The following is a 14,159-nucleotide window of genomic DNA, read 5'->3' as shown; positions in this document are numbered from 1 at the left end:
CGGGTTGCAGCGCAACATAGTGAACCGCAAGACGCTTTGGAACTACGAAGTTTTTAAAGGGCCGATTATGCCGCCGCGTCCAGCGGTTCGATTTTCTCGAGTTCCGGCGCCAGTTTCTTGGCTTCGGTTTCAAGCTCATAGGCCTGTTGAAAATTCATCCAGAATTCGGGTGTGGTGTTGAAAAATCTGGCGAGGCGGAGGGCCGTATCGGGGGTCAAGCCGATCTCCTCCTTGGCAATGCGCTCGATACGGGTGCGCGGAAGATTGAGATTTTTTGCCAGCGCGCCGGCACTCATGCCGAGCGGGACGAGATATTCTTCGCGCAGGAATTCTCCAGGATGAACTGGACGTGCGAACTTGAGCATAATTCAGGGTCCTCAAGGGTTCAGGGCAAATGCCTGCTCAATGGTAATCGACGATCTCCACGTCTTCAGCGCCAGCGGCGGTCCATTTGAAGCAGATGCGCCATTGGTCGTTGATGCGAATTGAATGCTGTCCGGCGCGGCTTCCTTCCAGGGCTTCGAGGTGATTTCCGGGCGGCGATCGAAGGTCATTCAGTTGGGCAGCGTTGGCAATTGCGCGGAGGCGACGTTCGCCGCGGGCAACCAAATCTGGCGGAAAGCCTTTTGGCGCCTTCCCTTCGGCAACCGCTTCGACCGCCTTGCCTTTGAACGAAACGATCAATAACGCGCCCTCTGGACTGTATCATACATTGATACAGACCGGCACGCAAGCAAATGTATCATCGGCCGATACAAATTTGCCACCGGTTGATGGGTGGCAAATGGTGAGTTGCCGATAGCTATTCCACCGTCACCGATTTCGCCAGATTGCGCGGCTGGTCGACGTCGGTGCCCATGAACACGGCGGTGAAATAGGCCAGCATCTGGATCGGCAATGCGTAGATGATCGGCGAGATGATTTCCGGCACGTCGGGCAGCACGATCGTCTCCATCGTCTTGACGCTCGTCAGTGCCGCACCCTTGCTGTCGGTGATCAGGATGATCTTGCCGCCGCGTGCCGCCACTTCCTGCATGTTCGACACGGTTTTTTCGAAAATGCGGTCATGTGGCGCGATGACGATGACCGGCATGTTCTCGTCGATCAGCGCGATCGGGCCATGCTTCAGTTCGCCCGCGGCATAGCCCTCGGCATGGATGTAGGAGATTTCCTTGAGTTTTAGCGCGCCTTCCATGGCCAGCGGGAAATTGGTGTCGCGGCCGAGATAGAGCACGTTCTTGTAGTGCGCGAGCTCGCGCGCGATCTTTTCGATCTGATGATCGAGCTTTAGCACCTGGTTGGCAAAGCGCGGAGCCTCCGAAAGCTCGCGCACAAAGATCTTTTCCTGCTCCTTCGAAATCGTGCCGCGCGCCACGCCGGCGCGCACGGCGAGCGATGCCAGCACCGATAGCTGGCAAGTGAACGCCTTGGTCGAGGCGACGCCGATCTCCGGCCCGGCCAGCGTCGGCAGCACGACGTCGGATTCGCGCGCCATGGTCGATTCCCGCACATTGACGACGGCGCCGATCTTCATCCCCGCCTTGCGGCAGTAGCGCAGCGAGGCCAGCGTGTCGGCGGTCTCGCCCGACTGCGAGATGAAGAAGGCGGCATCGTTCTTCGACAGCGGCATTTCGCGGTAGCGGAATTCGGAGGCGACATCGATGTCGACCGGCAGCCGAGCGTAGCGCTCGAACCAGTATTTGCCGATCAGGCCGGCGAGATACGCCGTACCGCAAGCCGAAATCGCCAGCCGGTCGATATTAGCGAAATCGAAAGGCAGGTCGAGCGGCTTGGAAACGCCACCGACAAAATCGAGATAATTCGCCAGCGTGTGCGAGATCACCTCGGGTTGTTCATGGATTTCCTTCTCCATGAAATGGCGCCGATTGCCCTTGTCGACCATGAAGCTGGTCGAGAGCGACTGCTGGCGCTTACGGTCGACCTTTGTGCCGTCAATGTCGAAGATGGTGACGCCGTCGCGGCGCACCACCGCCCAGTCACCATCTTCGAGATAGGTGATCGAATTGGTGAACGGGGCGAGCGCTATGGCGTCTGACCCCAGGAACATCTCGCCATCGCCATGGCCAACAGCCAGCGGCGGGCCGTTGCGGGCGCCGACGATCAGGTCTTCATCGCCCTTGAACATGATGGCCAATGCGAAAGCGCCTTCCAGCCGCTTCAGCGCCTGGTGCGCGGCATCAACCGGCTTCAGCCCCTTGGCGAGTTCGCTCGCCACCAGATGCGCCACGACCTCGGTGTCGGTCTGCGACGAGAAAGAATAGCCGTCGCGGATCAGCTCGGCGCGCAATTCGGCGAAATTCTCGATGATGCCGTTGTGGACGATGGCGACGCCATCGGAAAAATGCGGATGCGCATTGGTCTCGTTGGGCACGCCATGCGTCGCCCAGCGCGTGTGGCCGATGCCGATCGTACCGTCGAGCGGCTCGTTTTTCAGCAGGCGTTCGAGGTTGACCAGCTTGCCTTCGGCGCGGCGGCGGGCAAGCGCACCGTGGTCGATGGTGGCAACGCCGGCCGAGTCATACCCGCGATATTCGAGCCGCTTCAGCGCATCGACGATGAGCGGCGCAACCTGCGAGTGGCCGACGATTCCAACGATGCCGCACATCCAGAAAGCCCCCGATTCCCATGGAAAACCAGCGCTATTTAGGGATGGCCGGCCTGCCGCGAAAGTCACATTGCATTTCGTCCCGTGTAACGGAACGCTTATTCCTGTCGATGCACCATGACAGGCCGCTCTTGCAATCCGGTTACTGCACTCGTTCGGCTTTTTGCGGGCCGAGTTACTTTTTCTTCGCCGCAGCGGCCGAAGCAAAGCGTTCGCGCAATTCCCTGCCCTTGCCGGGGATCGTCTTCTGGCGAGCGCGGCCGAAGGCCAGCGCATCTTCGGGTACGTCTTCGGTGATGACGCTGCCTGAAGCAATGTAGCCGCCGTTGCCGATGGTGACAGGCGCCACCAGTGAGGAATTCGAACCGACAAAGGCGCCCTCGCCGATGTCGGTGAAGAATTTCGAATAGCCGTCATAATTGCAGGTGATGGTGCCGGCACCGATATTGGCGCCCGCGCCGACCCGTGCATCGCCGATATAGGTCAAATGGTTGACCTTGGCGCCCTCCTCGATAACAGCCTGCTTGACCTCGCAGAAATTACCGACCTTGGCCTTTTGCCTGAGATCGGCGCCCGGCCGCAGCCGCGCATACGGCCCGACATCGCAATTCGCTGCAATAGTGGCGCCTTCGATGTGGCTGAAGGCATGGATCTTGGCGCCGCCGGCGATTTTCACGCCTGGGCCAAACCAGACATTGGGTTCGACGATCGTGTCGGCGCCGATTTCGGTGTCGTGCGAGAAATACACGGTCTCCGGCGCGATCAGCGTCACGCCCGACAGCATTGCCTCATGGCGGCGGCGCGCCTGCCAGATGCCCTCGGCTTGCGCCAGTTCGGCGCGGTTGTTGATGCCGAGCGCGCTCTCGAAGCTGGCTTCGGTGGCAACGACGTCGAGTCTCCGCGCGCCGGCGATCTCGACGATGTCGGTGAGGTAGTACTCGCCCTTGGCATTCTTGTTGCCGACCGCGTCGAGCAGCTTCAGCGCATGCGCGCCGGCCACCGCCATCATGCCGGCATTGCAGAACGTGATTTTCTTCTCCTCCTCGGAGCAATCCTTCTCCTCGCGGATTGCGACCAGCTTGCCGTCTTTTTCGATCAGCCTGCCATAGCCGGTCGGATTGGGCGGACGGAAACCGATCACGACGACGGCAGCACCCTCCGCCAGTTTCAGCCGCGCCACGGTCAGAGCATCAGCGTCGATCAGCGGCGTGTCGCCAAACATCACAAGGATATCGTCATAACCCTTTGATATTGCATCGCGCGCGGCCAATACCGCATGAGCGGTGCCAAGGCGGTTTTCCTGCACGAAGGTCTCCGCCGCCGGAGCGAATTTTGCCGCGGCCTTGCGCATGTCTTCCGCGCCATGGCCAATCACCAGCGCCTGACTGCCGGCGCCAGCGGCCTCGGCCGCCTTCACCACATGGGCCACCATCGGCAGCCCGGCAATCAGATGCAGCACCTTCGGCAACGCACTCTTCATGCGCGTGCCTTCGCCGGCGGCGAGGATGACGGACAGGCAGGATCTCTGGCTCATGAAAGGACAACCGAATGAAAGGGTTGGGAATCAAGACACGATAGCAGTGGCGCCATGCTGCACCAATGCGGTTAAATTCCGGTGAGATGGTGGTGCAGCTGACTCTTAATCAGTGGGTCCAGAGTGCAGATCTAGTGTCGGGTGCCTACCCCAACCGCCCCAGCACCGGGAAATTCTCCAGCAGCCAGTAGGACACGGTCTGCACGCCACCGGTGAGGAAAAACACGCCGGCGACGACCAGCAGCGCGCCGATCGCCTTTTCGACGCGGCCGAGATGGACGCGGAATTTGCCGAGGAAGCGCATGAAGGCGCCCGAAAACAGCGCCGCGATCAGGAACGGGATGCCGAGGCCAAGCGAATAGGCGGCAAGCAGCAGCGCGCCCTCGCCCACCGTCTCGCGGCCGCCGGCCAGCGTCAGGATCGGCCCCAGCACGGGGCCGATGCACGGTGTCCAGCCGAACGCGAAAGCCAGCCCCATGACATAGGCGGCGACCGCGCTTGCCGGCTTGCCCTGCGACTGGAAGCGCGCCTCGCGCGACAACAGCGGGATGCGCAGGATGCCGAGGAAGTTCAGGCCCATCAGGATGATCAGCACACCGGCACCCATCGCCAGTTGCTCCTGCCAGACCCGCAGCAGCCGGCCGATGGTCGACGCACCGGCTCCGAGCGCAACGAACACCGTGGAAAAGCCTAGCACGAAGGCGATCGAGGAATAGAGCAGCGCACCGCGGGCGCCTTCGCGCGTCGCCGCACCCGCATTGCCGCGGAAATCGTCGACCGAGACGCCTGCCATATAGCAGAGATAGGGCGGCACCAGCGGCAGCACGCAAGGCGACAGGAACGAGATCGCTCCCGCCCCGACCGCGCTGACATAGCCGATGTCCAATGCCATTTCCAAGAACTCCAGTGCCGTGGCTGATATAGCGGCGCGCAGCCTTGTCCACCAATCACCATTGTGTTGGCAAGATCATCCCTTGCCGAACGCACTTGCCGGGGAAGAAACGACGACGCGCGGGCGTTGATGCGGTGAGGCCGCGATTTCCCGCGCGTCTCCAGATATCAGTCAAGGAGATTTCCATGAAAACCATAACCTTAGGGCTGGCAGCGCTTTTGCTCAGCACCGCCGCATCCTTCGCCGCCGACGCGTGGAAGGAAGCCGAGGTCAATGGCACCAAGATCTACACCGACGCCAACGGCATGACGCTTTATACCTATGACAAGGACGAGAAGGGCAAGACCAACTGCTACGACAAATGCGCCACCAACTGGCCGCCGCTGAAGGCCGAGGCCGGCGCCAAGGCGGACGACGAATGGAGCGTTGTCGACCGCACCGACGGCACCAAGATGTGGGCCTATGACGGCAAGCCGGTCTATACCTTCATCAAGGACAAGAAACCAGGCGATGTGACCGGAGATGGTGTCGGCGAGGTCTGGCATATCGTCAAGGCCGACTAGGGTACTCGATACCCAGCCGCCCGATGGCGGGACAAGGGCTGGTCGCCGGGCATCCCTCTTTCAGCCGGCGACCGGCGCCACAGCTTGCTATTAAAGCCGCCTGTTATGGCTCTGGGCAGCATTTCAGCGACTCGGTGGAAAACAGATCGGGTCGATTCCGATGACTCGGGGACCACCAACTCCCTTTCCCAAAATTCTGTGATTTTCACCATACACTCTAAGAGTGTATTGCTGCGGAGAGCTTCGCAATTTGGGCGCTTCCCCTTGACCGGATGCAAAAGCGCCGCCATGTGAGCGACAAATAGAACAAGATTTCGTCGCGCGCAGCGGAATTCTTCTGCCGCACCACAGCTGATATGAGACCTCATGGACGTCGTCGTCGTCGAATCGCCGGCCAAGGCAAAGACAATCAACAAATACCTCGGCAAGAACTACAAGGTTCTGGCCTCGTTCGGCCATGTCCGCGATTTGCCGGCCAAGGATGGCTCGGTGCGTCCGGACGAGGATTTCGCCATGTCCTGGGCGGTCGACACCGCTTCGGGCAAGCGGCTTGCCGACATCGCCAAGGCGGTCAAGGATGCCGACGGCCTGATCCTCGCCACCGATCCGGATCGCGAGGGTGAAGCCATCTCCTGGCATGTGCTGGAGGTGCTGAAGCAGAAGCGCGCGCTGAAGGACAAGCCGGTCAGCCGCGTCGTCTTCAACGCCATCACCAAATCGTCGGTGCTGGAAGCAATGGCCAATCCGCGCCAGATCGATGCGCCGCTGGTCGATGCCTATCTCGCCCGTCGGGCGCTGGATTATCTCGTCGGCTTCACGCTGTCTCCGGTGCTGTGGCGCAAGCTGCCGGGCGCCCGCTCGGCCGGCCGCGTTCAGTCGGTGGCGCTGCGTCTGGTCTGCGACCGCGAATCCGAGATCGAGCGCTTCATCCGCGAGGAATACTGGCAGATAGCCGCTCTGCTCGGCACGCCGCGCAACGAGAATTTCGAAGCGCGGCTGACCGCCTTCGACCGCAAGAAGCTGCAAAAGCTCGACATTTCCAACAAGGCGCAGGCCGACGACATCAAGTCGATGCTTGAAGGCGCGACCTTCAAGGCGGTGTCGGTGGAAGCCAAGCCGACCAAGCGCAATCCGGGCCCGCCCTTCACCACCTCGACGCTGCAGCAGGCCGCCTCATCGGGCCTCGGCTTCTCGGCCAGCCGCACCATGCAGGTGGCACAGCGCCTCTATGAAGGCATGGAGATCGGCGGCGAGACCACCGGCCTGATCACCTATATGCGAACCGACGGCGTGCAGATGGCGCCGGAGGCGATCGACGCCGCACGCGATGCCATCGCCAAGGAATTCGGCCCGAAATACCTGCCGGAAAAGCCGCGCCTTTACACGACCAAGGCCAAGAATGCGCAGGAAGCGCACGAAGCGATCCGCCCGACGGATTTCATGCGCACCCCGGCATCGGTCAGGCAATATCTCGATTCCGACCAGATGCGGCTTTATGAGCTGATCTGGAAGCGCGCCATCGCCAGCCAGATGCAGCCGGCCGAGATCGAGCGCACCACCGCCGAGATCGAGGCGGTCAACGGATCGCGCACCGCCGAGCTTCGCGCCATCGGCTCGGTCGTTCGCTTCGACGGCTTCATTGCCGCCTACACCGACCAGAAGGAGGACGACGCGGAAGACGAGGAAAACCGCCGCCTGCCCGAGATCCGCGCCGGCGAGCAGCTGGTCCGCCAGGCGATCAACGCCACGCAGCACACCACCGAGCCGCCGCCGCGTTATTCGGAGGCTTCGCTGATCAAGAAGCTGGAAGAGCTCGGCATCGGCCGGCCTTCCACCTATACGGCGATCCTGAAGACGCTCGAGGACCGCGACTACGTCACCATCGACAAGCGCCGGCTGGTGCCGCAGGCCAAGGGCCGGTTGCTGTCGGCCTTCCTCGAAAGCTTCTTCAAGCGCTATGTCGAGTACGACTTCACCGCGTCCCTCGAGGAAAAGCTCGACGAGATTTCCGACGGCAAGCTCGCCTGGAAGGACGTGCTGCGCGATTTCTGGAAGGATTTTTCGGGCGCCGTCACGGACATCAAGGAGCTGCGCGTCACCGACGTGCTCGATGCGCTTAACGAGGAACTGGCGCCGCTGGTGTTTCCCGCGCGCGAAGACGGCTCGAACCCCCGCATCTGCCCGAAATGCGGCACCGGCAACCTGTCGCTGAAGCTCGGCAAGTTCGGCGCCTTCGTCGGCTGCTCGAACTATCCCGAATGCTCCTTCACCCGCCAGCTCGGCGACGCCGCCAATCCCAATGGCGAGAATGGCGGCGGCGAAGACGGCACCAAGGTCATCGGCAAGGATCCCTACACGTCAGAGGAAATCACGCTGCGCAGCGGCCGCTTCGGCCCCTATCTGCAGCGCGGCGACGGCAAGGAAGCCAAGCGCTCCAGCCTGCCCAAGGGCTGGACGGCAGAATCGATCGACCACGAGAAGGCGCTGGCGCTGCTGTCGCTGCCGCGCGATGTCGGCCAGCATCCGGAAACGGCCAAGATGATCTCGGCCGGGCTCGGCCGCTACGGCCCGTTCGTTCTGCATGACGGCACCTACGCCAATCTCGACAGCATCGAGGACGTGTTCTCGATTGGCCTGAACCGCGCCGTGTCGGTGATCGCCGAGAAGCAGTTGAAGGGCAAGGGCGGCCGCAATGGCGGCACCGCCGCTGCGTTGAAGGAGCTTGGCGACCATCCCGATGGCGGCGGCAAGATCGTCGTACGTGACGGCAAATACGGGCCGTACGTGAATTTCGGCAAGATCAACGCCACCCTGCCGAAGGGCAGGGATCCGCAGTCGGTGACCATCGAGGATGCGCTGGCGCTGATTGCCGAGAAGGAAGCCAAGGGCGGCGGCGGCAAGAAGCCGTTCCGCAAGGCGGCTGCGGCCAAGGCCCCGGCAACGAAGAAAGTGGCGGCCAAGAAAACGGCGGCCAAGAAGCCGGCAGCGAAGAAAAAAGGGTAGGACGGAGTGGCGCGCAAGATCACCGGTAGAACCCACGGCGATCCGCGCACCGCCGACACGAGAGCCAAGGTCAAGGACGACTATCGGCCCTCGCGTGACGAAATCCTGCGCTACATCGCCGAAAATCCCGATCGCGCCGGAAAACGCGACATCGCCAAGGCGTTCGCGCTGCGCGGCGACGACCGCATCTGGCTGAAGGATCTGCTGCGCGACCTGCAGGACGAAGGTTTCCTGACCAAGGAGCGCAAAGGGTTGGCCCGCGTCGGTGCCCTGCCCCACGTCACGGTCCTCGATATTTTTGACCGTGACGCCGATGGCGTTCTGTTGGCGCGTCCCACCGAACACACAGCCAATGGACCGCCACCCATTGTTTCCATCCGCCTGTCGCGCAGTGGTGGTGGACCGGCGCCCGGCATTGGCGACCGCGTGCTGGCCAAGACCTTCCCCGCCGACGAGACGAATGTCGCCCTGGGTGGCCCGGCATACACCGGACGGGTGGTGAAGATCTTCGAAAAGCGCACCGATGCCGTGCTCGGTGTCTTTCGCATCCTGCAGGATGGCACCTTCCGCATCGAACCGGTGGAACGGCGCCAGCCCGAACTGATCGTCGACAAGGAATTCCAGAACGGCGCCAAAGGCGGCGACCTGGTCGAGGTCGAGCCCGCGCGGGCCTCCCGCTATGGGTTGCCGAGAGCCAAGGTGCTCAACGTGCTGGGCTCGCTGACCAGCGAAAAGGCGGTCTCGATGATCGCCATCCACGCCCACGACATTCCGCATATTTTTCCGGCCGACGTCATCGCCGAATCCGAAGCCGTCAAGCCGGCGACGCTTGCTCACCGCGAGGACTGGCGCGACCTGCCGCTGGTCACCATCGATCCGGCCGACGCCAAGGACCATGACGATGCCGTTTTCGCCACGCCGGATCTCGACGAGAAGAACCCCGGCGGCGTGGTCGCCACGGTGGCGATCGCCGATGTCGCGGCCTATGTGCGCTATGGCACGGCGCTCGACCGCGAGGCGCTGAAGCGCGGCAATTCGGTCTATTTCCCGGATCGCGTGGTGCCGATGCTGCCCGAGCGCATCTCCAACGATCTCTGCTCGCTGCGCGAGGGCCAGGATCGCCCGGCGCTGGCGGTGCGCATGATCTTTTCGGCCGAGGGCCGCAAGCTCAGGCACTCCTTCCACCGCGTCATGATGAAGTCGGCGGCAAAGCTCGCCTACAGCCAGGCGCAAGCAGCGATCGACGGCGTGCCGGACGAGAAGACCGGCCCGATCCTCGATACGGTGCTTAAGCCGTTGTGGGAGGCCTATGCGATCCTCAAGCGTGGCCGCGAAGGCCGCCAGCCGCTCGAGCTCGACCTGCCGGAGCGCAAGATCCTGCTCAAGCCAGACGGCACGGTCGATCGCGTCATCGTGCCGGACCGGCTCGATGCCCACAAGCTCATCGAAGAATTCATGATCCAGGCCAATGTCGCGGCAGCCGAGACGCTGGAGGCGAAGAAGCAGGAACTGGTCTACCGCGTCCATGACGCGCCATCGCTCGCCAAACAGGAATCGCTGCGCGAGTTCCTGCAGACGCTTGGCCTGTCGCTGGCCCGCGGCGCGCAGATGCAGCCGAGCCAGTTCAACGGCATCCTCGAGCGTGTGCGCGGCGCCGACAATGAAGGCCTGGTCAACGAAGTCGTGCTGCGCTCGCAGAGCCAGGCCGAATACTCGCCCAAGAACATCGGTCATTTCGGTCTCAACCTCAGGCGCTACGCCCATTTCACCTCGCCGATCCGCCGCTATGCCGATTTGATCGTGCATCGCGGACTTATTGCCGCACTCGGCCTCGGTCCGGGCGCGCTGACGCAGGACGAAGCGGCACGGCTCGAAGATGTCGCGGTGCTGATCTCAGGCACGGAACGCCGCGCAATGGCGGCCGAGCGGGACACGGTCGACCGTCTGGTCGCCGCCTATCTCGCCGAGCGCATCGACGACCGTTTCGATGCCCGCATCTCCGGCGTCACCAAATCAGGACTATTTGTCCAATTGCCGCAGTACGGCGCGGATGGTTTCATCCCGGTGTCAACATTGAACGGCGATTACTACATATACGACGAAACCGCCCGTTCCCTGTTCGGAGAACGCTCGGGCAAAGGCTACCAGCTCGCGGACCGCGTCGAGGTCCGACTCGTCGAAGTGGCGCCGATGGCCGGCGCGATGCGCTTCGAGATGTTGACCGACCCGAAGCCTTTGCCGGGCTCCAAGCGGTCGTTTCACAAGGCCAAGGGCCGCGCCCGCGCGTCGCAATCGCGACCGGGTTCGCGCGGCAGGAGACGATGATGACAACAGCCACGGAAGAACAGGTTTTCGGCGGAGAACATCACTCGGGCCGGGCTGCCCGCCCGCTGTGGACGGCGATGAAGCGCGGCCTGCTCGGCCGCTGCCCGCATTGCGGCGAAGGCAAGCTGTTTCGCGCTTTCACCAAGACCGTCGACACATGCGGTATCTGCGGCGAGGAACTGCATCACCACCGCGCCGACGACCTGCCCGCCTATCTCGTCATCGTCATCGTCGGCCACATCGTGCTCGGCGCCTTCATGGGCGTGGAGGCGACGTCCACCTTGTCGACGTGGCAGCACATCGCCATCTGGGTGCCGCTGACCATCCTTCTGTCGGTCGCGCTGCTGCAACCGGTCAAGGGGGCCGTCATCGGACTGCAATGGGCCTTCTATATGCACGGCTTCGGCGGCGAGCACGACGTGATCGAGCCGCATCCCGGAACCTGAGGCGCGGCCAAGATTGCGGCCTGGCGCAACATACCGACCGTGAAAGGCCACTTTCGCTTGCCAGAAGTTTCCGCTAGGTCCTGCGCATGGACGGTATGACCAAGGCGGAAGTCGCCAAGATCGAGCGGAGCATGATCGCTCATAGCGACCAGCCAATTCGCCCGCGCGACGCGGCAACCCTGATCCTGCTCGACCGCAAGGGCGATGACGTGCTGGTTCTGATGGGCCGCCGCCATGCCGGCCACGCCTTCATGCCGGGCAAGTTCGTCTTTCCCGGCGGCCGCACCGACCCGGCCGACAGCCGCATCCCGGTCGCCGCCGCACTGCACCCTGAGCAGGTAGCCAGGCTGATCGCCGGGCCGGGCCGCACAAGCGCCGCACGAGCCCGCGCCATCGCCTTGTCGGCCATCCGCGAGACCTATGAGGAAGCCGGATTGCTGATCGGCCGCAAAGGCGCTTTCGCCACGGCCAGGGCCGATTGGCAAGGTTTTGCCGAACACGGCGTGCAGCCCTCTCTGGACATGCTGCGCTTCGTCGCGCGCGCCATCACGCCGCCCAACCGGGTACGCCGCTTCGACACACGCTTCTTCAGCGCCTGGCGCGACGATGTCGCGGTAGAACTGCCCGGTGGCGGCCCGACCAACGAACTCGAAGAGCTGGTCTGGCTGCCACTTGCCAAGGCCAGGGAAGCCGACATCCCCGACATCACCCGAATGATCCTGGACGAGCTGCAAAAGCGCCTCGCCCATGATCCGCTGTTGCGTCCGGGCGGTCCCGTGCCCTTCTACCGGCTTGTCCGCAACCGTTTCACCCGCGAACTTCTCTAGAGTATTCAGCATCCCCATGACGGTCGATACCCAACAACAGGGCGACGAACGCGTACACTGGCTGCCGATGGTGGCGGCGATCTCGTCGATCAGTGTCGTCGGCATAGCCATCGGCCTCGGCATGCCGCTGCTCAGCGTCATCCTCGAAACACGCGGCCATTCTGCCTCGATGATCGGCCTCAACACGGCCGTCGCCGGCCTCGCCTCGATCGCCGGAGCGCCGCTCGCCACACCGCTCGCCATGCGCTTTGGCGTCGCCTGGACCATGATTGCCATGATCGCCGCCGGCGCGCTGGCCTTTGTCGGCTTCCATTTCGCGCCCGATTTCTGGATGTGGTTTCCGCTGCGCATCGTGCTGCACATCGCGCTGACGGTGCTGTTCATCCTGTCTGAATTCTGGATCAGCACCTCGGCGCCGCCGCATCGGCGCGGCCTTGTCCTCGGCATCTACGCCACGGTTCTGTCGCTCGGCTTTGCCGCCGGGCCGTGGCTGTTCGCCCATCTCGGCAGTTCCGGCTTCAGACCGTTCGGCGTCATCATCTGTCTGGTGACGCTGGCCGCCATACCGGTGCTGGCGGCGCGCAACGAGAGCCCGTCGATCGCCTCCGACGGCGAGACCAGCAATTTCCTGCGCTATATCTGGCTGGTGCCGTCGGCGACGGCCGCCGTGCTTGTGTTCGGCGCGGTGGAAACCGGCGGCTTTGCGCTGTTCCCGATCTACGGCAGCCGCATCGGCTATTCCGAAGCCGACGCGGCCCTGCTCCTGACCATGATCGGCCTCGGCAACGTGCTGCTGCAGATCCCCATCGGCATGATCAGCGACCGCGTCACGGACCGCCGCTATCTGCTGATTGCCTGCGCCATGGTTGGCCTTGTCGGCACGGTCTTCATGCCCTTCTTCGCGCAGAATTGGCACCTGATGGCGGCACTTCTGTTCGTCTGGGGCGGCGTCGTCGCTGCCATGTACACGATCGGCCTTGCCCATCTCGGCTCGCAGCTTTCCGGCCACGAACTGGCGTCGGCCAACGCCGCCTTCGTGCTGTGCTACGGTGTCGGCATGGTTCTCGGTCCGCAAGCGATCGGCATCGGCATGGATGCGTTCGGTCCGTCCGGCTTCGGCTGGTCGCTCGGCCTGTTCTTCGCCGCCTATATTGCCTTGGTCGCCGTCAGGCTGGTCCGCAAGATCCTGTTGTAGCGCGACTGCCGCTAGCCCTGCATTTGGCATGGCGCGGTGACAGGCTGCTGACAGAACCGTGTCAGGAGCACAGGGCTAAAAGGGTGTCCCAAAACACTTGAGGACATTTCCATGATCGACAGCGGCTTTGAAACCACATCGCTACGAATGACACTGCTTCTGCTTGTGACCTTCCAGGCCCCGGCCGCCGATGTCGACCGCATCATGGACGCGGTGGTGGCGATAGCGCCGCTGGCCATGGGCAAATATGACCGCAATGCCTATCAGTCGGCGCATGGCATCGAACGCTACAGGCCGCTTGAAGGTGCGGCCGCCGGCGCCGAAACCGAATTGCGGCGCCGCCCCGGCACGGTCGAGGTTTCCTTCGAACTGCCCGACGACCAGGCGCTGGCCGCCCGCGTCGTCGAGGCGATTTTCCAGGCGCACAGCTACCAGGAACCGGTGATCCGCATTCAGCCGATCCTGGCCAGCCGTTCCAAGGGGCTGGACGATCGCGCCAATCCGAATCGCTGGTGGAACACGACCGGAGACTGGAAGAAGGTTGCGGTATCGGCGACGGAAACCGCATGATTTCCACCCACCAGCAGGCCCAAGCGGATCGCACAGGGCCAGGGGAATCGGGTGAGTTAATTATCGTGAGATGACGCTTACGAGGAATTCGTAGTCCCACGCCGCCACTTTTCGTTTCAATCGCAACGAATCCTTTCCAGGCGCTCGTCGTATGAGATTGAGAGCCATGTGTTTTATG

The 14,159-nt window shown here is 62.9% G+C and carries 12 protein-coding genes; 7 read left to right on the top strand and 5 right to left on the bottom strand.

The window, feature by feature from the left end; all coding sequences use genetic code 11:
* Positions 1-65 precede the first annotated feature (65 nt).
* The 5 genes from NKH19_RS21510 to NKH19_RS21490 all read right to left on the bottom strand — a co-directional run bounded on the left by NKH19_RS21510 (position 66) and on the right by NKH19_RS21490 (position 5,052).
* Positions 66-365, bottom strand: coding sequence for a HigA family addiction module antitoxin (locus NKH19_RS21510; protein WP_352870851.1), 300 nt, complete (start codon positions 363-365; stop codon positions 66-68).
* 37 nt (positions 366-402) lie between these two features.
* On the bottom strand, positions 403-684 hold the full coding sequence (locus NKH19_RS21505) for a type II toxin-antitoxin system RelE/ParE family toxin (RefSeq protein ID WP_352870850.1): 282 nt from the start codon (positions 682-684) through the stop codon (positions 403-405).
* A gap of 118 nt (positions 685-802) precedes the next feature.
* Positions 803-2,626 carry a glutamine--fructose-6-phosphate transaminase (isomerizing) gene (glmS, locus tag NKH19_RS21500; protein ID WP_352870849.1) on the bottom strand — a complete coding sequence of 608 codons (1,824 nt, stop codon included), beginning with the start codon at positions 2,624-2,626 and terminating at the stop codon, positions 803-805.
* 175 nt (positions 2,627-2,801) lie between these two features.
* Complete coding sequence (glmU, locus tag NKH19_RS21495) at positions 2,802-4,160, bottom strand: bifunctional UDP-N-acetylglucosamine diphosphorylase/glucosamine-1-phosphate N-acetyltransferase GlmU (RefSeq protein ID WP_352870847.1); 1,359 nt, start codon at positions 4,158-4,160, stop codon at positions 2,802-2,804.
* A gap of 145 nt (positions 4,161-4,305) precedes the next feature.
* The gene (locus NKH19_RS21490; protein WP_352870846.1) at positions 4,306-5,052 is read right to left on the bottom strand and encodes a cytochrome c biogenesis CcdA family protein; all 747 of its coding nucleotides are present in this window, start codon (positions 5,050-5,052) and stop codon (positions 4,306-4,308) included.
* A 185-nt stretch (positions 5,053-5,237) separates the two neighbouring features.
* Between NKH19_RS21490 and NKH19_RS21485 the strand changes: the two genes are divergently transcribed.
* From NKH19_RS21485 to NKH19_RS21455, 7 genes are all read left to right on the top strand, one after another.
* Positions 5,238-5,615: a COG4315 family predicted lipoprotein gene (locus tag NKH19_RS21485; RefSeq protein ID WP_352870845.1), complete on the top strand. Its 378-nt coding sequence runs from the start codon at positions 5,238-5,240 to the stop codon at positions 5,613-5,615.
* A gap of 366 nt (positions 5,616-5,981) precedes the next feature.
* Entirely contained in the window at positions 5,982-8,618 is a 2,637-nt protein-coding gene (gene topA / locus NKH19_RS21480; protein ID WP_352870844.1) for a type I DNA topoisomerase, read from the top strand.
* Between the two features lie 6 nt (positions 8,619-8,624).
* Positions 8,625-10,943, top strand: a complete 2,319-nt coding sequence (gene rnr, locus NKH19_RS21475; protein WP_352870842.1) for a ribonuclease R — start codon at positions 8,625-8,627, stop codon at positions 10,941-10,943.
* On the top strand, positions 10,943-11,389 hold the full coding sequence (locus tag NKH19_RS21470; protein ID WP_352870841.1) for a DUF983 domain-containing protein: 447 nt from the start codon (positions 10,943-10,945) through the stop codon (positions 11,387-11,389). The genes rnr and NKH19_RS21470 overlap by 1 nt, the downstream gene beginning before the upstream one ends.
* Before the next feature lie 86 nt (positions 11,390-11,475).
* Positions 11,476-12,216, top strand: coding sequence for an NUDIX hydrolase (locus tag NKH19_RS21465; protein ID WP_352870839.1), 741 nt, complete (start codon positions 11,476-11,478; stop codon positions 12,214-12,216).
* 16 nt (positions 12,217-12,232) lie between these two features.
* Positions 12,233-13,411, top strand: a complete 1,179-nt coding sequence (locus NKH19_RS21460; protein ID WP_352870838.1) for an MFS transporter — start codon at positions 12,233-12,235, stop codon at positions 13,409-13,411.
* A 111-nt stretch (positions 13,412-13,522) separates the two neighbouring features.
* Positions 13,523-13,981 (top strand): YqfO family protein, encoded by a 459-nt coding sequence (locus NKH19_RS21455; protein WP_352870837.1) that lies wholly within the window; start codon positions 13,523-13,525, stop codon positions 13,979-13,981.
* Positions 13,982-14,159: the final 178 nt, after the last annotated feature.

The sequence above is a fragment of the Mesorhizobium sp. M1338 genome, assembly GCF_040318045.1.
GTDB lineage: Bacteria > Pseudomonadota > Alphaproteobacteria > Rhizobiales > Rhizobiaceae > Mesorhizobium.
This window is presented reverse-complemented; position numbering and strand designations above follow the sequence as displayed.